Source organism: Aeromonas sp. sif2416, assembly GCF_019218665.1.
GTDB lineage: Bacteria > Pseudomonadota > Gammaproteobacteria > Enterobacterales > Aeromonadaceae > Aeromonas > Aeromonas encheleia.
Map to the genome: position 1 here is coordinate 554906 of NZ_JAHUXC010000001.1, position 20707 is coordinate 575612.

Consider the following 20707-nt stretch of genomic DNA (forward strand, 5'->3'; position numbering starts at 1 on the left):
AAAATGCAATGTTGAAATATATTTTTGATCATTGCCATTACAGCTCATGTACAATTCATTAGTAACAGGAAACTAGGGTAAGTAATACGTTATGCTAAAATATAGTCAACTATCTCGTTGTGGTTTTTAAATGACAGTTCATTGAATTTTTTTGTGTAATAAAGGTTTTTTTGTCCATTAGAGTAATTGGCGCCATGACGATTATACACATAGCAAGGGGGGAATTCATGATCGTCAATGTATATATCATGGCCACTGTTATTTTTCTCAAAATTGAAATCTTCTGGCAACCCAAATGGAGAACGTGGTATTGTTTTGTTTGAACATACAAATTTCATTCCTGGTATTAACCTACTCAAACTAACGTCCTCCATAAATACTGAGCCGTTGGTTTTGTATGTGGCTACATAGTTACGACCAAACCCCAAGCATACGAATTCATTACTTTCAATATTTTTTCGGTATTTTGAAATTAACAAATTGATTGCGGCAATATAATTTGGAAACATGAAGTCGTCATCATCAGTAGATACTCTGGCTATAAGGTTGCCTTTGCTTAAGTCTATAGGTTTGAACTTATCTAAAAATAAAGAAAATAAATGATTGCGCCGTTCTGGATAACTTGCGTTAGGTCTGCATCTTCTGTCTATATGTGTTTCGTTTTCATTATTATATCCTTCTTTGGGATGCTCAAAAACATTAATGAAACATACTTCATGTAGATTATAATCGCTTAATAATGATGATATCTTACGTATGTAAAGTTGCTTGTCAGAGGAAATGTGAATAACCCATATAAAATTCTTTTCTGTTTGCCTACTCATTAAATATATCTGAGTTGAAAAATAGCTAAAATATTTTTCTAAGGCATGTGTTCTTGTTTCTGTATCACAGAAAATAGTCTCAATTATAATTTTTCTATTCTGGTGTTTACTAATGTTAGTAGTGGTTGCCATTACATCAAAACTGCTACATTTATTAATGTAAGAATGAATGTCAGATTTTTCACCAATCACGAAATTATTTATTTTAAATGCGTGATTCTTAATTGCCCTTAAGCATAATGTTATGAAGCTTGCTTCTTCTGGTATTTCAAAATCAAATATCTGATTGCAATTCTTAACTATTGAACCTATTTTTTCTTTTGACGAATTTAAGAATACAACTCCTCCACAGATATTCGCTTCACCATCGCAATCAAAAAAGAATGAATGTTCATTTTTTTCTGGATTGCATAATACTTGAATATCAATTGGTTTGCTATAAACATATTTGAAGTCATGTTCATCTGAATTGCCGATAGTAGAAATGCTTAGAGAACCATCCTGTTTATCATAAGAAATATATTTGTATGTTTCTTCAAAAAGATAAGTTAAATTCAATTCAATATCCTTTTCATTTATTTGTAGCTATTCTAATGACGGGTTATGTGATTGAGTTAAGATTTGCTGATATTGCAAATGTCTAGTTCCTTTCTTACAGTCATTTTTAATTCAGATTTCCCTCTTACACATTTGGTTGCGGTATTACTCATATTTAAAAATAGGGACGGGTCATTATATAAACTGATAACACCACTAACCATATTTTTTATAGATTCAGCCCCGTCAAAAATTGCACATTCCTTATTGATGAACTCAGGTACTGCAGCAACATAGCTAGTTATAGGGACTAAACCAGATGACATCGCCTCATCTCGGGACACCCCTTGTGTATCCATCCGAGTTGGGCACATAAAGAGCCCATATTGCTGGTGCAGCGCCTTAATCTCATGTCGATTGACAAAGCGTCGTTCAATAATAACGTTGTCCAACCCCACAATGGGAGCGAGGATCTCGTCAAAGAGTGGGCCGTCACCGATGATTCTGAACTCCAGCTCCTTAAAGAACTCGTATTGTTGCAGTTCCAGAATTGCTTTGACCATCAGATCGTTGGCATACACACGGGAGGCGTAGGGACGGATAGACAGAATTTTCTTTCTCTGCTCCGCAGGCTTGGGCTTGTATTCAAAGAAGTCGGTGTCAATCGGGTTATGGATGATTGCATATTGCTGCGGTGGGATGCGTATTCCCAGATCCTCCATGGATGTTTCCGCCAAATACCGTGAAACAAATACGACCTTCAGATTCATATGCATGGGGCTGAGCATCTCTCGCCATAAAGAGAGGCGTGCATCGCTCAATGCTTGCGCTTTGGCGTGTTGTTCGGGTGTGTCATAGAGGAATGCACGACGTTCATAGGACTGAATATCAGCACCATGTGTCCAGACGGTAATTTTCACTCTGTCCAGATGGTGTTTGATAACGTCCCACATACTGCGGTCAATAAAGTGAATAACGATGTGCTTGTAATGGCCGTGTCGCAGTTGTACCTCGAGTGCCTCGGCCCCCCCAGTGGTGACATCGATATCCTCGAACTCATGATAGGACAGTGCGGTATCAGCCTTAAAGCGGAAGACATCGCAGGTAACACCTGCTTCCTTGTAAGCCTTGACGCGGCTGTGAACAAAGGCATTTTTGTAGAGATCGTTATAGCTGGGGTAGTTGTTGGTTATAACCAGGTACGGATTACGCGCCAGTTGCTGGCAGGGGGCTTGCGGTTTGAAGTCGAGAATGAGCGATGACAGCGAGGCAGAGCCAGCCGCATAGATACGTAGGCCAAGTTTGACCGACATAGTTCCTTGCGGAATATCTATTTCCACATTGCGATTGGCCGGCTTTATCACATGGGAGATGCGCTCTTTATTAATATCCATAAAGAGGAGAACAAATTGCAGGTTCAGTCCCGGTGTGGTCTCCATATGCAGGCGTAGCTTGCCATCTTGCACATTGAGCTCGGACAGATGGTGCTCGCGTTTGGCATACCAGTACTCATGCTTGCCGTCGGACAATGAAGAGCTGAACGCCAGCAGGCCGTTTTCCATCAAGGCTGAAACCTGGGTGTTCTTAGCAGGCACCAGCAACTCGCTCAAAGTAGTTGCGTGTAATGCGGGCAGCTCATCGACGCCGCCTTCGAACGGTTGGCAGTTTTCGGCAATCTGATTGAGTTCGGCCAGACTATAGCCGGCTGCCAGCGTGGGGGTATGGAACTCGTCGAATCGATCCGCCTCATCGGCACCATTTATGCAGTAGTTGAACTCATCCACCGAGAAGGCGCGAGCATTTTCATAGTGATAGGTGTAGAGGTTGGTGACCCACTCGCGAAGGTTGCTCTCGGGGATTACTGAGCCGAACGCAAGGCTGCTACGTGCTGGCAGAACGGCCAGCTCCTGATAGATGCGCTTACCATGATTCAGTTGCAGCTCACCATTCTTAACCTTGTATAGCGCTCCCTTTCCAATGACCTGAGCGTCGGTGTAGCGCGTCGCAATGATGATGTCCGTCAGATAATGAGGGCCGTAGTAGTCTTCCGCCACCATTGCCGACAGCCATGCGCCTCCGCAGGCTTCACGCAGCCTGCGCTGCTCGGCGTCCGATGCACTCAGCAGAGTGACATTGCCCCCGGGAGCCAGGCCGGAGGTGTCCAGTCCGTTCGGTGTAACGATTACGAGGCGCTTGTTCTCATATTCCTGGAGAGTGAAGTGTTGTATCAGTGCGACGCACTCTTCGATGCTTCTGGCATAGGCGGTGACGCAGACTGCAGGGAGCATGCTTTCCTGCGAGGTGCTGCTGACCTTGGAATAGATGTAGGCGAGTCGATCCTGATAGGTATGTTCCAGCATGACCTTGCGCAGGGCCATTAGCCGTAGCTGCTTCACTTTCAGCGGATTCCCGGCGACGCTCTTCAGCCGTCTGACCAGCTCGCTTCCCGAATCCCCCGTAAAGACCAGGTCGCCAAACATGGCCCTGACTCCACGAGAAAAGTTACTGACGGTGATCGTATTGGAGGCCAGCAACTCGAAGACGCGACGTGCAAACATCGACTGCGACTGCTTGATCGAGTTCAGATTGATCGAGTAGTAATAGCCCTTGTAGGCCTTGTCGATTTCACTATAGGGGAGCGTACCGACAATAAAGGGTTGATACTCTGCCGGGAACTGGTAATTAGGATCATTCTTGCCATAGTTTCTGTCATATATTTCTACCGGCTTGAAACTGGGCAGGCTCAGCAAGAAGTCACCGAGATCACGGGTACGCTCAGGATATTTGGTATAGTAGGCACCGGCAAAACAGAAAGCATCCTTGCGCTGATACATCTCAATCGGATTGTTAACCTTTGGCTGGGCAGCGAATGGCAGAAAATAAACACGGTCATGGCCAAGTGCTGTCTTATATCGGCTGATACAGTCGATATCTGTGGTAAAGACATAGTCAAAGAGCTTGGCGGTATTCAGGAATGTCTCGAAGTGAACAGGATCCTCTTTATTCCAGAAGATGGTAGGGACACCGTTGCTGCGGCACCATTCCACGACACTGACGACTTCCTGGCTCATATGGCCGACTTTGCTGCCCCAAAGGTCATTTTTACCGCGCCAGGCCGACTCAATCATGAGCAATTCTGGGTGGAATGATTCGAGCTCGGTCAACCAGTTCTGCGGGGTCAATTGCAGCAGATTGCATTCAGGCTCGTAGGAGAGATAGGTAAATTCATCCATAATGCTGGCGACTTTGAGTCGTCGTAAAGCCTTGGTGATACCATCACCGGTATCCAGTACCAGCTTTTCGAAGGCGCGTTCAAGATGAATAACATCGGCTCGGGTGTTGACACTGATCGTGTCAGGCAGTGGCTTGGACAGCATACTCGGAGGAATGGTAATCCCACGTCGCTCCTTGGCAGTTTTCTTCAGTGCCAACAGTTTTAGAGGCAAAGAGAAAAAGCCTTTCCAACTCTTGGTGGAAAAGATGAGCGTATGACCGAGTTGATAGGAAAGTGTGTTTTTTAGCTTGGCGGCTTTCACTCGTTGCTCTTCTAGCTCGCCATGAACGCGGGCCAATTCTTGTCTCATCTCATGAAGCGCGAGTCTTGAGCGCAAGAACTCCATCTTCATATGTTCTTGTTCAGACTGAATCGATTGTGTCACCGCCGTATTGACTGACAAGGCACTGTCTTTTGTCAAAAGGTGATCATTGAGTTGTTCAACTTGATGATTTAGCTGAGCAAGTTGTTGCTGAAGAGTATCCCGTTGTTCTCGCGCCTCATCATATTCTTCTTCTAGGCTGGTGACTTTTTCCTTATAGTCAGAAACTTGCTGGGTCACATTTCGGTATTTGATCCGAGCTTCACGTAGCTGGTGAAGGGACGTTTGTATTTCATCCTCAAGTGTGTCGATTTTCTCTGCAGACGCGCTTGCCGTCAGATCCAGTTTTTTTACCAGATCCGCCTTGGATATCGCGGCCACGTTTTTCTTAGCTATTCGGTTGTTTCTTTGTTTTTTCATGTTCTTATATATATTAACGGGGCCATGCTGACATGGCCCCGTGGTTAATTATTGGATGGCGTTAACGAAGTCGAGTATCTCGCAGGACCTGGTATCGTTCTGGGTCATACCAAGGAATTGCTTGTGCTTGACCAGAATCACGATCACATCGGCTTGCAGCAGAGCGTCGGAGAGGAGTGATAGTGTGACGTTATTACGATTTTCCAGTGCCGGTGGCAGGGCCTCGATATTGGGTTCTACTGCCAGGATCTGATAGGCCGGGTTGTTGGCCAGGGTCTTGGTGATATCCAGCGCCGGGCTTTCGCGCAGGTCGTCGATATCCGGTTTGAAGGCCAATCCCAGGCAGGCAATTTTCGGGTTGGTCAGACCGGCAACGGCCTGCTCCACCTGCTCCACCACATAGTGCGGCTTGTAGTCGTTGATAAGGCGCGCCTGCTGGATCATGCGGGCCGTGTCCGGGTTCTGGTTGACGATAAACCAGGGGTCGACCGCGATGCAGTGACCTCCTACGCCACAACCCGGTTGCAGGATATTGACGCGGGGGTGGCGGTTGGCCAGGGAGATCAGCTCCCACACGTTGATGCCCTGCTTGTCACAGATCAATGACAGCTCATTGGCAAAGGCGATGTTTACGTCACGGAAGGCGTTTTCGGTCAGCTTGCTCATCTCGGCGGTGCGCGCTTCGGTCGCGATGCACTCACCCTTCTTGACGAACATCTTGTAGACCTGGGTGGCTGCTGCGGTACTGGCCTTGTCCATGCCACCGATGATGCGATCGTTTTCGACCAGCTCGCGGATCACCTGGCCTGGCAGGACCCGCTCCGGGCAATGTGCAACAAAGATATCAGGGGTCTGGCCTTCAGCCACGGTATGGGGGAAGGTCAGATCGCTGCGCTCCTCGGCCAGCCACTTGGCCATCTGCTCGGTCGCACCCACTGGAGAGGTGGACTCCAGCACCACCAGATTGCCTTTCTCCAGCATGGGGGCCAGGGCACGAGAGGCACTCTCGATATATTTCAGATCCGGCTGGTGATCCTCCCCCTTGAACGGGGTCGGCACGGCGATCAGGAAGGCATCAGCCTTCTGTGGGCTGGTGTGGGCACTCAGATGGCCATCCTGCACGGCTTGCTTGACCAGATCTTCCAGACCCGGCTCGACGATGTGGATCTTGCCCTGATTGATGGTATCGACCGCATGCTGGTTGACGTCCACGCCCACGACGCGAATGCCGTTGCTGGCGATGACTGCTGCTGTTGGCAAACCGATATAACCCAGACCAACAACGGAGATGGTTTCGAATTTCATTATTTTGTGCTCTCGATAGTAAAAAGGGGCATAACCCTTGCCCCAAGGACAGATTATGTAATCTGTAAATCAGGCGACCTGCAGGCCGCTGTCAATCTGCTGACCTAGGGCACCGCTCAGGCCAAGCACGGCTTCGACGATACGCTGACTGGTTTTGCCATCCCCATAGGGATTGTTGGCATGACTCATCACCTGATAGGCCAGCTCATCGTCTAGCAGGCGAACTGTTTCGGCCACTATGGTCTCGTCACAGGTGCCGACCAGGCGCACGGTACCGGCCTTGACGGCGGCGGGGCGCTCGGTGGTGTCGCGCATGCACAACACGGGTTTGCCCAGGGTCGGCGCCTCTTCCTGAATGCCGCCGGAGTCGGTCAGGATCAGGTAACTCTGCTTCATCAGATAGACGAAGGGCAGGTAATCCTGCGGCTCGATCAGATGCACATTGTCGAGTCCCTTGAGGTTACGGTTGACCGGCTCCTGCACGTTGGGGTTGAGGTGCACCGGGTAGACGATCTGTACGTCATCTCGCTGGGCCAGCACTGCCAGCGCCTTGCAGATGCGCTCGAAGCCATCGCCATGGTTTTCCCGGCGATGGCCGGTGACCAGGATTAGCTTCTTGCTCTTGTCCAGGAACGGGAAGCAGCTGGCCAGCTCGGTTTTCATGCCAACATTATTATCAATGCGGTGAGAAACCTCGATCAGGGCATCGATCACCGAGTTACCGGTCACGAAGATGGTCTCGGGCGCGATATTTTCCATGATGAGGTTTTTCAGCGAGCTGATCGTCGGGGTGTAGTGCTGATCGGCAATACCGCCGGTCAGACGTCGCATCCCCTCTTCTGGCCAGGGAGAGTAGATATTGCCGGTGCGAAGGCCAGCCTCGACGTGACCGACCGCGATACGGTGATAGTAGGCCGCCAAGGTAGCGGCAAAAGAGGTAGCAGTGTCACCGTGCACCAGGATCCGATCCGGCTTGAACTCGGCAAACACCGGCCTCAGTCCTTGCAAAATGGCGGTGGTGACATCGGTCAGGTCCTGCCCCGGCTTCATGATGTTGAGATCATATTCCGGCTCGATCTCGAACAGATTGAGCACCTGATCCAGCATCTCCCGGTGTTGTCCTGTGACACAGACTCTGATATCAACCTTGCGATTGGCCTGGAAGGCCTTGACGATGGGGGCCATTTTTATTGCTTCCGGTCTGGTCCCGAATACCATTAAAACCCGTTGCACTTTTGTTGGCATAATAAAATTCCCGTGTGAGTTATTAGGTTTTACGTATTTTCCAAAAATGACTCAATATAGGCTGAGTTCACGATTAAGTTGTGTCAGCCGGTGCTGCCAGGTGTGTTGGGCCAGCACTATATCCCTCGCTTGTTCGCCCAATTCGTTTCTCTGTCGAATGTCTTTTTGTAATTGCACACACCACTCTCGTGCCGCTGTACCATCCTGTACCGCAACAATACTCTCACCAAAAATGTTATCCATCGCTATCGACGGCGTGCTGATAATAGGACAGCCAGCCGCCGCCAACTCGAACACACGGCGGGATAACATGGTTGAAGATTGACTGATCGTATTGAAATTCAAGTAAAGCTGATATTGCCGATAAGCCTTGGCGACCAATGCCGGTGAGATGGCCGGCTTGCAATATGGTTGTAGTTTATCCGGATAGCTACAATCATTATTCTTTTGCCAAAACCGATCAAAAATGACTAACCCCTGATCACGCAATGCATACAGTACGTCTTCTTGTGTCCTGCTGCGTTCTGCCAATTCATTGCCATAATAGCCGCCCAGAAAAGCGATCCCTGGCCCCCGCTCACCGCTTATCGCCGGCTGATACCAGCGTGGCTGGGCGGCAAACATCAATACACCCACATGCTGGAATGCCTGATGGGGGAGGGCGTGGTAGCGATCGATCGATCCTGCATCCGTGGTGTATACAACATCAAACAGTGCGGCAGCATCGGCAAAACGTTCAAAATGGAACGGGTCTTCTTTATTCCAGAATATGGTGGTTATTTTTCGCTTACGACAAAAGCTCACCAGCTTGTTCAATTCCGGTTTATTGGGTGAACTATGTGCATAACTGGCAATTTTCCCTTGCCAACTGCTCTTATAGCCACGCCAGGCAGACTCAACAAACAGAAAGTCTGGCTTGAATAGCCTTAGTTTCCATTGCCAGTCTAGTGGGGTGAGATGAATAAGGTCCGCATCAGGTGTCAAGCTGAATGTCGTGAACTGATCTGCCACTAAAGCAATACGTGGACGTTTATATTTATACAAAATATTGACTCATGGCTGAAATGGAGTGGCAATAATTGCCATTCCATTATTTATATTATAAGAGCGCCAGCGACCTGACTGACGGCGCCATAATGGTAAAATAAAAACGCGAGAGTGGCTGACATTCAGGGTAAACCGCCAGCAGATTGATGCAGTCCATCATGATGTACGTTATCTATCAATATAGTGCTCGGGCACATGAGATCTTTATTTACCCGAGCATGCCGCTATGGCTTTAAATTCAATACTATATTCTCGTCAGTCCTGATGTTCCCGCAGGGTAGCGAGACCCATTACAACCAGTCCATAGAAGAGGAAAAGCAGTACGCCTACGGTGGCCAGGTTGTAGAGACGGCGAGGGTATTCGGCATCTTCGGCCCGGGTCGGCTGACTGATGACCAGCAGATGTTTCAGTTTGCGGTAAGCCTCGATCCTGGCCTGCTCCAGGCTGATAAGGCCGGTCTTGTAGAGATCCGCTGCCAGGGTAGCCTGGGTTTGCACATCCAGATAGCCGGCGGTGATTTCGTTCATCGCATCCTTATCCAGACCGGTGAGCTTGGCTCGCTCCTGCTCCAGCTGCCTGGTCAAGGCATCGACCCGGCTCTGCACCGAGATGACGCCAGGGGCGGTTTCCTTCATGTAACTGCGTAGTTGCTTGAGCTCTGCCTGCTGGTTCACCAGCTCGGCCTCGATCTGGCTGACAACCCCCAGGCGGGCACTACTGGTGGATTCCGGGCTGATCAGCTGATGGCTGTTTTGAAAGGCCAGCACCTTGGCTTTCTCATCCTGCAGCCGTCGATAAGCCCGATCGACCTCTTTCTCTACAAACGCCAGCTGATCCAGCGCGACCTGATGTCCCAGCTTGTTGATAAAGCGCTCGGACTCCTTGAGCATCAGGCCCACCACCTGCTGGCCATATTCGGGATCAAACGCCTGCAATTCGATGGTGAGTACACCCGACAGTTCATCAAGGCGCAGCGTCAGATGCTTGCGATAATACTCGATAAAATCTTCCTGGCTGACATCGCCCGGCAGGCGTGAAAAATAGTCCGCCTTATCGCTCTGGTAATGGGACTTGAGGTTGAGCTCTTTATCCAGCTTGGCTAGCAGATCCCAGGAGTTCAGATAATCCTGGATCAAGAGTACATCCTGATGATTGCTGCCACCGATACCCAGCATCGACAGGGCATCGGGCAGCATCTTGATTTGATCAGCTTGCTTGATAATTATCTCTGCCCGGCTCACGTAACGGTCGGAGGCGATGAACCCCAAATAGAGTACGGCGATGGAAAAGCAGGCCACCACCCAGAGAAAACTGCCGAGCTTGAGGCTCTGTTGCCAAGAACGGTGGGCAATCTGAAAACCACTGGAGTCGATAAAGAAACGCTTTGGCTCATTGCTAAGCTTACGTAGTTTACGCGCAAGGCGAGATGGTCTTTCGGAACGGATAGGTTGAGTCATATTGGGTGCAGCTTGTTAAAGATCCTGATAGATGCGGATGGCGTCATCGATATTGTCGAATATCTCCAGTTTGCTGTTGCGCAGCAATATCCCCATGTCGCACTGCTGACGCAGGTTTTTCATGTCGTGTGACACCATGATAAGGCTGGCGGTCTGGCGTTTTTGATTAAAGACATCGATGCATTTCTGTTTGAAGCGGGCATCCCCCACCGAGGTGATCTCATCGGTCAGATAGATATCAAAGTCAAAGGCCATGCTGACGGCAAAGGAAAACTTGGATCTCATGCCACTGGAGTAGGTCTTGATTGGTAGCTCGAAATGTTGACCGATTTCGGAAAACTCCTTGACCCACTCCTCCAGCGCCTGAGTGTCACGCACCCCGTGGATGCGGCAGACGAAGCGGGTATTTTCCCGTCCTGTCATGCTGCCTTGAAAGCCGCCACCGAGTGCCAGCGGCCAGGAGACGCGGCATTGGCGCGTTACCTTGCCCTTGCTGGGGGTATCCATGCCCCCCAGCAGACGTAGCAGGGTGGATTTACCCGCGCCGTTGACGCCCAGAATACCGATATTGCGATCCCGCGGCAGCTCGATGCTCACATCACGCAGCACATAGTTACGGCCAAACTTGGTCGGGTAATATTTGGATACATTGTCAAGAATAATCATATGATTCTGTTCTAACTGGCGATCAGTCGACGATGGCTCAGGCGATAGCAGCTCATGGCAAAGGTCAGCAGCAGCAAGGTCACGCCAGATAAATAAGCCCAGCTGACATTGGGGCTGCTGTAACCGGCGATCCAGCCACTTCGGATCAGCTCTAGGGCATGTACCAGCGGGTTCCATAAAAACCAGTGTTGATACTGAACTGGGATGCTGATCAAGGGATACATGATGCAAGAGATAAACATCAACGGCATCATCAGCAGACCGAGGAACTTGTCTGCCTCCTGAAATAGCGTGCAGATCACGCAGAAGACGATACCGAGGGAAAACGAGAACACCATCAACAGCAAATAGATGAGGATGACCTGCAAAGGATCCGCCGGAATGGCATCAAAACCAAACCAGAGCAGCCCCAACACCAGAATAATGCCCACCATCATGCCAATCAGGGTCTCGAGCATAAAGCGGGCAACAAAGGTGGAAAAAGGCGTAACTTGCCGATAGCAAAATAGCCCCATATTGGCACTGACCGCGGATTGCAGTTTGCCCACAACATTTTTAAAAAAGATAAAAGGCAAATAGCCGGCGGTAATAAATAGCGGTGCCGGCGCTCCTCCGAATCCACTGTGGCCTCGCATACCAAAAATGAGGCTAAATGCGCCAATGATCAGCAGAGGATCGAGCAAGGCCCAGGCATAGCCAAGCCGGTAACTGCCAAAACGGGTCTTCAGTTCACGGATCAGCAGGCCAAACGTCACATCGCTCAGCACCTGCAAGGAACTTCGAGGTGTTTGATTGAGAATGGGTTTATGCATTGTGTCATTTTGCCCTATGACAGACTCGCCACCGGGCGAGTCTGTCCTTGGAGGAGGGTTAGTTAAGAACTACGTCCGCCGCCACGGCGATCTGATAGATGATTTGGGTGATGTCTTTGACTGACTGCATAGTCTTGCTATCAACCTTCGGCAAGACCAGGATCTGATCTCCTGCCTGGACACTACCCTGACCTTTAAACTCCACCAGCCCATTGGCATGTACCACAGCGATGCGTTTGTCATTCGCACGTTCGGTAAATCCACCCGCCCAGGCGACATAATCGTCGAGGTCGGCATTGGCGTTGTAAACCACGGCTTGCGGCATCAGTACTTCGCCGCCCACCTGGATCAGGTCGGTCTTGTTCGGGATAACGATTTGGTCGCCCTGTTCCAGCTGAATGTTGGCAATGATGCCTTTATCTGCCACCACGACTTTGCCAAGGGGCTGGATCTTGCGAGCCTTGTCTACGAACTGCATGACCAGCTCGGCTTCTTTGGCGCGGATGGAGGCTTCCCCATCCGAACTGGCTGGTGCGGTGAATACGCTACGTTCCAGCCGGTTGAGTGATTCATCCAGCATCTCTTTTTGCCTGGCCGCGACGCTCTTTCGCATCAGGTAGATGGATTGGTAATCGGCCAGTTGGGGATCGATAGGAATGTGATTGAGCAGATCGTGCAGCTTGGTCTCTTTACGAACGGTGAAATAAGAGGGACCCATATAGCTGCCGGTGACCTGCACATCGTAGACCTGCGCATGCATGTCATCGTTAAACAGGACCTTGTCCCCATCCTTGAGCTGGACTCGGGCAAAATCTTTGTACGGAAGATAGATAGAGAAGGGGCCGTTGGGACGATCACCTATGACCCCGACGTGGCTCACCTTGGCAAGAGGAAGAGCATAGTCGATGAGCTCAGAGCCTTGTGTATTGCGCTTCTTCAATTCAAAGCGGAACGGATTTCGCACCTTGCCCGCCACATTGATCATCGGTCCCTGCGGCTCCACCAGGATCACATCCTGATCCTTCAACGAAAGCTTGGGCATCCGGCCTTGCTGCATGAACTCGTACAGGTCGATCTGCTGGATGACCTGGTTCTGGCGCAAGATCTTGATCTGACGGTAGCTACCACGCTCCGAGTCGATGCCGCCCGCCCGCTTGAGGAAATAGAGCACGCTATCTGAAGATTGACCTGCGTATTGGCCAGGGCGGATCACAGGACCAGTCACAAACACGCTGACTGGGGTCGTCGTAAGCAGATTGACGTAAATATTGACGTTGTTGGTAAACACGTCACCAATTTTGCTGGTGACCAGATTGTTGATTTGGCTGGCGGGCACATTTTTGACATTGATCGGCCCGACATCAGGAATAAAAATGTTGCCCTGATTATCGACGGTCACGACATTGGAAAAATTGACGGCTCCCCAGATCCAGATATTCAGCTTATCCCCTGGTGCGATCAGGTAATTGTCATTCAGGCCATCGCTGCGTTCAGTCTCATATCCCCCGGCAAACAGGTTGGCGCCATAGGGCGGCGGTAGCCCCGCCTCCGATTGCGGCAGTAACTTCCGTACATCTGACTCACCCGGCAGCAACATTCCCTGCCGATTCTGTTGAGTAAAGCTGCCGGTCGTGGAATTCGTGTTGGCTTGAGCGTTCAACGCTGACTGACCGCCAAGCTGAGGCCTGCTGCTGTCACCGGCATTACCCGAAAGGCTATAGCCAAATGACTGTCCGTTTGATTGTGCCAGGTCTGATGCGACGGCAGCCATGGATGTACAGGAGGCACTGACGAGAAACAGGAGGGTACCCAGCTGACGAATGTTCATTTTCTTCAAAACACATACCTTCACGTTTATTGCTCAGCAAGCAGGTTGCCGATAGATGCTTGTTCCAATTGGGGTATCAGATACCACTGTTCTTCGATCTTGCATGCTGCGCTTCTTTGTGAATGGCCTTGGATGTTGTTGAACAACAGTTCAACACATTCACGCCCCAGGGCTGATACATAGCGTTGGCCCAATGTGAAGGTGACGCTGTTGGTACTGAGCGCGGCCCCTTGGGGCAGGGTATCGAGAGACTGTTGCAGGTTTGCGGGCATGACCTGTAGTCCGGAAGAGGCTATCGGATTGACGAGGGGCCGGGATGCTTCGACCTGTTTTGGCTCATATGCGCAGCCACCAATCTGTAGAGCTAGCGAGATCGCCAGGAATCGGCTTGCGTAGTTCATGTGTCAATATTTCCCATGGAGTCGAAACTCAATATGTAAAATTTATGTTGCCATTATTGCTGGAAGCTTTTCTGCCTGGAGGTTCACTGATAATCATATCGAGGCAGGTGGCTGCACGAAAATGTCGCGGCCATGAAGAGAGCCATGATCATCCAAGCAAATCTGATGCGATAGCTGCTGAAGTTTGCCTTTAATACTCCCCTAGCCCGCATAGAGGTTACATCCGTGAATACCATTAGAGAAACGCGATGTTGAGCAGACAGAATAAAGATGTGCGATTTTTAATCATAAAATGCGTAGGCGGAAACTAGCCTGACTCTATCACGAGTGGCAGGCCTGTGCTCACCCTATGGATGAATAGGAGAGGCTGCTTAGGATAAAGCGTGGTGGTTGCAACGACATGGAACACCAATTGTTGCCAATATGTTTAAATTTAATTTTGCGAAGGACATAGCTACCGCACGGAAATTACATTGCCCCGGACGAGAAACGTAGAAAAATGTAGGAACTTCATAAATCAGAGGCTGAAGAAAATGATGACCCGGAGAATTGGCTTACCAAGGTAAGTTATTATCCGCGCTTCACGTACGCCAACTTGTGACGTATATCACGGCTGATTAATTGGATGCGAATAGTACCCATGAGGTGCGATTGAGTCAATAGACCATGTTGAGTCACAAAACATTGATATAACATCATAATGCATTGTTAAAGAAGGTTTTTTAGTGGTTTTGTTCAGATCTTGTTCAGTTTTGAACTACATTTAATTCTACTCGTATAGGTACCAGAAAATTCTCTTCTAAATATGCAACCGGTATCACCATATTCAAATTAAGCTCCACACTCACCTTGCATTAATATCAATTTTATGATTTATAAAAAATTCGTCATATGTATAAATAACGACCAGTCATGATGAGTTAATCTGATTCTCTGACCTATAGCTGGATATATGTAGACCATTACCCTAAAAGATTAGATTTTTTTAGTTTTTTACATCTGATTGACAAAACTCTTTTCTACAGACTATTCCTGATGTGTGCCCATTTGACACTTTGATGGCACCATAACAAGGATGATGTAGGAGGGGACATGGACGCTAACACTCTCTTGCTCTCAGGATTGCTGGCTTTGTTGGTTACCAGCACAGGGGCAATGGCCAAGGACGATATCGTCGCCGTGCAGCTGGGAACACCGGCCGAAAATGAAAAGCAGGACATATTTACCGCAGATATCAAGTATCACCATATGTTTTGGCAATGGGGTGAGTCAGGTTGCCAGTTTGGTCTGGGGGCTCGTGGCGGCATCTTGGATGTCGGGGGGGAGGTAGGCGCTAGGTTGGGTGCGGGGGCTCGGGCCGAGTGCCAGATGAGCAGTTGGGTGGTTTGGATGCCGTTTGAGTTGCTTTGGTTGAGTCCGTATGAGTACGGGCACCGGGGGAATGGCTTCAAGGATTACGGTGGCCCATTCCAGCTGTCGACAGGTCTGGGGTTGGGCTATCTCTTCGATGCCCACTGGATGATTGGTTATCAGTACGAACACATGTCCAATGGGAAAATGTACGATCACAATCCCTCGCTGGACAGCCACACCCTGCATATCGAATATAGATTTTAGATAGTCGTGGGATTTGCAATCGGGCCCCTGAATAGCAGGGGCTTTTGCTATCCCCATCGCGAGACCGCAGGTGCCGGCGTGGCATGGTTCACGCCAGACGTTGTGTCGATGCACGCCAGATCTGGCGTTATCTTCCCAGATATTCCCGATCGAAGAAGGTGTTGACCCAGTGGGGGCGGTAGACCGCGAGCAGGGTCATGGCCATGCCGTTGAGCAGGGCCTCGGGGAAGAGCAGCAGCGGCCAGATGGAGAGATAGTCGGCGCCTACCACCTGCCAGCTGTAGCGCGCATCCAGCCCCATCCACAGGGCGCTGGCGATCATCTTGACCGTGATGCTGAGGGCGCCGCCGAGGAAGGCGGCCACGAACAGGTAGACGAACAGGTGGCGGGGCAGCCAGGCCCAGCTCGCCAGAAACAGCAACCAGCTGGTAGCGACCGGCAGGCCGATGCCAATCAGCGCCTGCCAGCCCAGATCGGCCAGATCGGTGATGCCAAAGTAGCCGAGGATCAGCAGGGTGAGGCAGGGGGCGAGCAGGGCGAGGCGCCAACCCAGCAACAGGGTCAGGCTGGTGAGGCCGAGAAAATGGATCTCCAGCCCCTCATGCAGGCCGGCTCGAAGGTACCAGATCGGTACCAGGGCGATGGCACCGCCCAGACAGAGGTGTTGATAGAGGGGGTTGTCATGCAGGGTGCGCAGCAGGGTGCCCCGCAGGCTGAAGATGAGCAGCACCAGCCAGAGCAGGAGGGCGGCGACTTGTCCTTCAGTCATGACATCTTCCTTGGCATCTAATCCTCAGCGGATGAACGAAAGACGAGCGTATCGACAGGATGGCCCGGGTGAAGAAAAGGGCTGCCCCTTTCGAGTCAGCCCTTTGTCATCAGTATTTGACGTTGGGGTGGTACTTGCCGAGGATGCCCTGGACTCTGTCCATGGTCTCCTTGCTGGGGGGCCTGATCCCGGTCAGATCATAGTGATCACCCAGCACGTCCCACTTGTGTTTGCCGAGTTCATGGTAGGGCAGCAGCTCTACCTTCTCGACGCAGTCCCCCAGTTTGGCGATGAACTGGCCGAGGCCTTCGGCGCTCTCGTCATCGTCGGACCAGCTGGGTACCACCACGTAGCGGATCCACATGTTCTGGCCCCTTGCCGCCAGATAGCGGGCAAACTCCAGGGTGTATTTGTTGCTGACGTGGGTGAGCGGGATGTGCTTGTCGTCGTTGATCTGCTTGATGTCGAGCAGCACCAGATCGGTGTTGTCGAGTACCCGATCGAGCAGCTCGTCGTAATGGCGCACGAAGCCGTTGGTATCGAGGCAGGTGTGGATCCCCTGCGCCTTGCAGGCGGCAAACAGCTCGGCGATGAACTCTTGCTGCAGCATGGCTTCCCCACCGGAGGCCGTGACGCCGCCGCCGGAGGCATTCATGAAGTGGCGATAGCTGGTGAGATCGCTCATCAACTCGGGCACAGTGACCTCGCGGCCGCCCTGGGTGTCCCAGGTATCCCGGTTATGGCAATACTTGCAGCGCATCAGGCAGCCCTGCATGAACACGATAAATCGGATGCCGGGGCCGTCGACCGTGCCGCAGGTCTCAACGGAATGGATCCGGCCAATAACATCGGTACTGCTGGCATCGCTGGCGGCAGGGCTCCGGTGCGTGCTTCCGCAACTCTCGGCAGAGCCGCTGGTTTCAACGGCAGGGATCCGGTTTATGACAGACATAGACGACTCCAATGATTCGAGCAGGCCGTTATTTTATTACATAAAGCCCTATAAATCCTACATGTTTAGCCCGGGGATGGGGCCCCCAGCAACCGTTCGAGCGCCTTGACCGTCAGCGGGCGACTGGTCAGGAAGCCTTGGTAGTGCTGGCAGCCCAGCTGCTTGAGCACCTTGAGCTGCTCCTCATCTTCCACCCCTTCGGCGGTCACCGTAAAGCGAAATACCTGGGCGAGATCCAGGATCGCCTTGACGATGGCCCTGTCCTGTTCGCTGTGGACCAGCGTCTGGATGAAGCTTCTATCCAGTTTGACCTCGTCGGCCGGCAAATCGCGCAAATAAGCGAGGGATGAATAGCCGGTACCGAAGTCATCGATGGAGATCAGGAGGCCGAGAGCCTTGAGCTGGCGGATCTTGGCGATGCTCTCCAGCCGGTTTTCCAGCACCACGGACTCGGTCACCTCCAGCAGCAGGCGGGAGGGGGGCACCCCGGTATCACGCAGAATGTACTCCACCTGCTGCACGAAACCGGCGGTGTGGAACTGGCGGGCGCTGACGTTGACCGACAGATGGGGGATGACCAGACCTTGGTTGAGCCAGAAACTGTACTGGGCACAGGCGGTCTTCATCACCCAGTAGCCTATCTCCTGGATGAGGCTGGTCTCCTCGGCGATGGGGATGAACTCACCGGGGGGCACCATGGTGCCGTCGCTCTTCTGCCAGCGCAGCAGGGCCTCTGCGCCGGAGAGGGTGCCGTTGTCGACCCGGTACTGGGGCTGATAGTGCAACTCCAGCTCGTTGTTGCGCAGGGCGTCGCGCAACTGGTTGTTCAGGGAGAGCTTGTTCTTCTCTTTCTCGGCCATGGCCTCGCTGAAGAAGACATAGCTGCCCTGGCCCGAGCGCTTGGCCATGTGGGAGGCGGTATCGGCCTGCTGCATCAGGACCATATGATCCTTGTCTTCGTCACAGAAGAGGCTGATCCCCACCGAGGCGCTGCAGTGCAGCTTGTGATCGTCGATATCGAACGGGTTGCGGAACATCCCCATCAACTCGCGGGCGAAGTGCTCCGCCAGGATCTTGGCGGTGACATAGCCCTGGCCCAGGGCCGTGAACAGCAGCGCGAACTCGTCGCCCGAGGTGCGGGCCAGCACCAGATTGTCCTGCGGCAGGGACTTGAGCCGCTCCACCACGGCCCGCAGCAGCAGATCGCCGCAGGCATGGCCGAGGGAGTCGTTGATCGACTTGAAGTTGTCGAGATCCAGCAGCAGCAGGGCACCCCACTGCCCGCTCGGGGCGAGCAGGGTGCGCTGCAGGATGTCGTTCAGGCTGCGCCTGTTGTAGAGGCCGGACAGATCATCGTAATAGGCGAGCTGCTCGATGTGGCGGGCCGCCTCTTTTTCCTCGGTGATGTCGTAGAAGCTGCAGACGAAATGGGAGATGCCGCCGGCCCCATCCTTGACCACGCTCACCATGAGCCGCACCGGGAAGAGGTGGCCGCTCTTGTGCAGGCACTGCTCCTCGCCCAGCCAGAACTCCTGCCTGAGCACAGCCGAGATGACCTCATCCCTCAGGCTGTCGCCATAGTAGGTGGGTCGTAGCGACTCGAAGTGAAGGCCGATCATCTCATCGTCCCGAAAGCCGGTGATGCGGGTGAAGGAGGCATTGACCTTGAGGATGATGCCGTTGTCATCCATCACCAGCAAGCCATCGTGGGTATTGAAGGCCACCTCCGCCAGGCGCAGGGCATCGTCACTGGCGAGGCGCTGCAGCTCGATGGCCGCGCGTTCACGCTGGCTGTTTAGGGCATCGAGCAGGGGCATGGGGTCGGCTAGTGGGGCATCGAGCAACAGGGTGAGTTGGCCAAGCGGAGAGGCCGAGCCTATGGCCAGGGGGATGCCGACGTAGGCCTTGGCCTCGGTCTTCAGCAGGCGGGTCGCCTGCGGGTAGCGCAGGGGCAGGTCCTCCACATAGAGCGCCTGGCCATGGAGGAACAGATCCTGACCCGGCCCCAGATTGATATTGACCGGCCTGCGGGAGACGAAGGCGCCATCCTTGTGCACGCAGTGCGGGATCAGCCAAAGCTCCTGCCCCCTCGGCTGGTATTCACCGAGCCAGCCGATGCGGGCCCCGCTGCTGGCCATGGCCCAGCCGATCAGGGCGCGGCAGTAGTCGTGGCCGGTTTTGCTGGCCAGCTCGGCGGGCAGCGACAGGGAAGGCTCAGGCTCGGCCTGTGCCGGTTGCCAGTGGCCCAGCAGCTGGGCACAGTGGCGCACCAGTTGCAGTGCCTCCTCACCGAGCTGGGTCGTCTCGGCATATTCGAGGCTGAGCACCCCGATGAGCTTTTCCTGCTCCAGCAGGGCGCCATCCAGGCGGGAGCTGACCTGGGTATCGGCCAGATAATAGTGCTGGCTCAGCATGGGCTGGTGGGCCGCCTCCGAGAAACTCAAGGCGCCGCGGGTGCGCAGGGCCCGGATATAGCGGCTATCCCCGCGGATGGCACCGAGAGAATCAACCCCCAGGCTGAACACCGGGCTCAGTTGCTCGCTGCCGAGCGGGCCGTTGGCCTGGTAGTGCCAGAGGATCAGTCGATCGGCGCCAAGGCATTCTTTGAGGCTTTCCAGCATGGCCGCATATTGTTGCTGGCTGGCCATCTGGCTCAGCCGTGGCAACTGCAACGCCAGATTGGCGGCACTCTCATGGCGCTGGGTCTGCAGGCAGATGAGCCAGAATGCGTCCTGTTCGTGAGAGAGCGAAATGTGCCACTGCTGATCGGCGAAGCGCACCAGCAACTTGCCACCCTGGCCGCTGGCGAGCCGTTGCTCGATGGGCTGGCGCAGGGTATCCGGCAACTGGCCTGGCCAGGCACTCCTGGGCTCATCCAGCCAGTGGAGCGGGGTCTGCATCACATCGGTCAGGGCGACCAGCCGTTGGCTGCGGGTGTCCAGGCGGAAAAACAGCGGTGCCTGGCTGGCAGAGGGGAGGGGACTGAGCGCGGTAGACGACATGAACTGGCACTATCCTGTTGAACAACTGTCGGATGGCAAGAATACTGCAAAACCGGCCCAAACGAAATTTCACGCCATCAGAAACCCGCCCCCTCGTGTTCGGCTAATCTGATGACAGATTAAAGGTTTCCAATGGAACCTCATTTCCGGCATTAGCCCCTTAGTGCCCTCTCCACCCTGCTGGTGCGGGAGATCAAGCGTAAGGGCTCCGCCACCGCGACCGAACAG

Annotated in this window: 15 protein-coding genes; 2 read left to right on the plus strand and 13 right to left on the minus strand. The window is 52.5% G+C overall.

Annotation, left to right across the window (positions count from 1 at the left end; all coding sequences use genetic code 11):
• Nucleotides 1-89: 89 nt before the first annotated feature.
• The 6 genes from KW821_RS02535 to KW821_RS02560 all read right to left on the minus strand — a co-directional run bounded on the left by KW821_RS02535 (nucleotide 90) and on the right by KW821_RS02560 (nucleotide 10243).
• The gene (locus KW821_RS02535; protein ID WP_218290293.1) at nucleotides 90-1382 is read right to left on the minus strand and encodes a hypothetical protein; all 1293 of its coding nucleotides are present in this window, start codon (nucleotides 1380-1382) and stop codon (nucleotides 90-92) included.
• 56 nt (nucleotides 1383-1438) lie between these two features.
• Nucleotides 1439-5377, minus strand: a complete 3939-nt coding sequence (locus KW821_RS02540) for a glycosyltransferase (RefSeq protein WP_218290295.1) — start codon at nucleotides 5375-5377, stop codon at nucleotides 1439-1441.
• Between the two features lie 48 nt (nucleotides 5378-5425).
• A complete protein-coding gene (wecC, locus tag KW821_RS02545; protein WP_218290297.1) occupies nucleotides 5426-6682 on the minus strand; it encodes a UDP-N-acetyl-D-mannosamine dehydrogenase in 1257 nt (418 codons plus the stop codon).
• 69 nt (nucleotides 6683-6751) lie between these two features.
• A complete protein-coding gene (gene wecB / locus KW821_RS02550) occupies nucleotides 6752-7927 on the minus strand; it encodes a non-hydrolyzing UDP-N-acetylglucosamine 2-epimerase (protein WP_256353272.1) in 1176 nt (391 codons plus the stop codon).
• A gap of 51 nt (nucleotides 7928-7978) precedes the next feature.
• Nucleotides 7979-8971 carry a glycosyltransferase gene (locus KW821_RS02555; protein WP_256353273.1) on the minus strand — a complete coding sequence of 331 codons (993 nt, stop codon included), beginning with the start codon at nucleotides 8969-8971 and terminating at the stop codon, nucleotides 7979-7981.
• A gap of 258 nt (nucleotides 8972-9229) precedes the next feature.
• Nucleotides 9230-10243: a sugar transporter gene (locus tag KW821_RS02560; protein WP_256353295.1), complete on the minus strand. Its 1014-nt coding sequence runs from the start codon at nucleotides 10241-10243 to the stop codon at nucleotides 9230-9232.
• On the opposite strand from KW821_RS02560, the gene KW821_RS21620 reads away from it, so the two are divergent.
• On the plus strand, nucleotides 10124-10384 hold the full coding sequence (locus KW821_RS21620; RefSeq protein ID WP_256353304.1) for a hypothetical protein: 261 nt from the start codon (nucleotides 10124-10126) through the stop codon (nucleotides 10382-10384). The two genes, KW821_RS02560 and KW821_RS21620, sit on opposite strands and share 120 nt — an antisense overlap.
• A 63-nt stretch (nucleotides 10385-10447) precedes the next feature.
• Here the strand turns inward: KW821_RS21620 and KW821_RS02565 are convergent, their stop codons facing one another.
• The 4 genes from KW821_RS02565 to KW821_RS02580 are packed head-to-tail and all read right to left on the minus strand — an operon-like array spanning nucleotide 10448 to nucleotide 14139.
• Nucleotides 10448-11098 (minus strand): ABC transporter ATP-binding protein, encoded by a 651-nt coding sequence (locus tag KW821_RS02565; protein WP_218290301.1) that lies wholly within the window; start codon nucleotides 11096-11098, stop codon nucleotides 10448-10450.
• Nucleotides 11099-11109: 11 nt separating this feature from the next.
• Nucleotides 11110-11910, minus strand: a complete 801-nt coding sequence (locus KW821_RS02570; RefSeq protein WP_218290304.1) for an ABC transporter permease — start codon at nucleotides 11908-11910, stop codon at nucleotides 11110-11112.
• Nucleotides 11911-11968: 58 nt separating this feature from the next.
• Nucleotides 11969-13738: a polysaccharide biosynthesis/export family protein gene (locus KW821_RS02575; protein ID WP_218290436.1), complete on the minus strand. Its 1770-nt coding sequence runs from the start codon at nucleotides 13736-13738 to the stop codon at nucleotides 11969-11971.
• Between the two features lie 26 nt (nucleotides 13739-13764).
• A complete protein-coding gene (locus KW821_RS02580; protein ID WP_218290305.1) occupies nucleotides 13765-14139 on the minus strand; it encodes a hypothetical protein in 375 nt (124 codons plus the stop codon).
• 1092 nt (nucleotides 14140-15231) lie between these two features.
• Between KW821_RS02580 and KW821_RS02585 the strand changes: the two genes are divergently transcribed.
• Nucleotides 15232-15756: an acyloxyacyl hydrolase gene (locus tag KW821_RS02585; protein ID WP_218290308.1), complete on the plus strand. Its 525-nt coding sequence runs from the start codon at nucleotides 15232-15234 to the stop codon at nucleotides 15754-15756.
• Between the two features lie 127 nt (nucleotides 15757-15883).
• Here KW821_RS02585 and KW821_RS02590 read toward each other — a convergent pair whose 3' ends face one another.
• From KW821_RS02590 to KW821_RS02600, 3 genes are all read right to left on the minus strand, one after another.
• Complete coding sequence (locus tag KW821_RS02590; RefSeq protein WP_218290309.1) at nucleotides 15884-16525, minus strand: energy-coupling factor ABC transporter permease; 642 nt, start codon at nucleotides 16523-16525, stop codon at nucleotides 15884-15886.
• Nucleotides 16526-16634: 109 nt separating this feature from the next.
• A complete protein-coding gene (gene pflA, locus KW821_RS02595; protein WP_218290311.1) occupies nucleotides 16635-17477 on the minus strand; it encodes a pyruvate formate lyase 1-activating protein in 843 nt (280 codons plus the stop codon).
• A gap of 65 nt (nucleotides 17478-17542) precedes the next feature.
• Nucleotides 17543-20479 (minus strand): GGDEF and EAL domain-containing protein, encoded by a 2937-nt coding sequence (locus tag KW821_RS02600; RefSeq protein WP_218290313.1) that lies wholly within the window; start codon nucleotides 20477-20479, stop codon nucleotides 17543-17545.
• Between the last annotated feature and the right edge of the window lie 228 nt (nucleotides 20480-20707).

Bases quoted from the DNA above. Each gene is read 5' to 3' on its own strand.
- KW821_RS02540 (WP_218290295.1), bottom strand. From the start codon at position 5,377: ATGAAAAAACAAAGAAACAACCGAATAGCTAAGAAAAACGTGGCCGCG.
- wecC (WP_218290297.1), bottom strand. From the start codon at position 6,682: ATGAAATTCGAAACCATCTCCGTTGTTGGTCTGGGTTATATCGGTTTG.
- wecB (WP_256353272.1), bottom strand. From the start codon at position 7,927: ATGCCAACAAAAGTGCAACGGGTTTTAATGGTATTCGGGACCAGACCG.
- KW821_RS21620 (WP_256353304.1), top strand. From the start codon at position 10,124: ATGATTGCTGCCACCGATACCCAGCATCGACAGGGCATCGGGCAGCAT.
- KW821_RS02565 (WP_218290301.1), bottom strand. From the start codon at position 11,098: ATGATTATTCTTGACAATGTATCCAAATATTACCCGACCAAGTTTGGC.
- KW821_RS02570 (WP_218290304.1), bottom strand. From the start codon at position 11,910: ATGCATAAACCCATTCTCAATCAAACACCTCGAAGTTCCTTGCAGGTG.
- KW821_RS02575 (WP_218290436.1), bottom strand. From the start codon at position 13,738: ATGAACATTCGTCAGCTGGGTACCCTCCTGTTTCTCGTCAGTGCCTCC.
- KW821_RS02580 (WP_218290305.1), bottom strand. From the start codon at position 14,139: ATGAACTACGCAAGCCGATTCCTGGCGATCTCGCTAGCTCTACAGATT.
- KW821_RS02585 (WP_218290308.1), top strand. From the start codon at position 15,232: ATGGACGCTAACACTCTCTTGCTCTCAGGATTGCTGGCTTTGTTGGTT.
- KW821_RS02590 (WP_218290309.1), bottom strand. From the start codon at position 16,525: ATGACTGAAGGACAAGTCGCCGCCCTCCTGCTCTGGCTGGTGCTGCTC.
- pflA (WP_218290311.1), bottom strand. From the start codon at position 17,477: ATGTCTGTCATAAACCGGATCCCTGCCGTTGAAACCAGCGGCTCTGCC.
- KW821_RS02600 (WP_218290313.1), bottom strand. From the start codon at position 20,479: ATGTCGTCTACCGCGCTCAGTCCCCTCCCCTCTGCCAGCCAGGCACCG.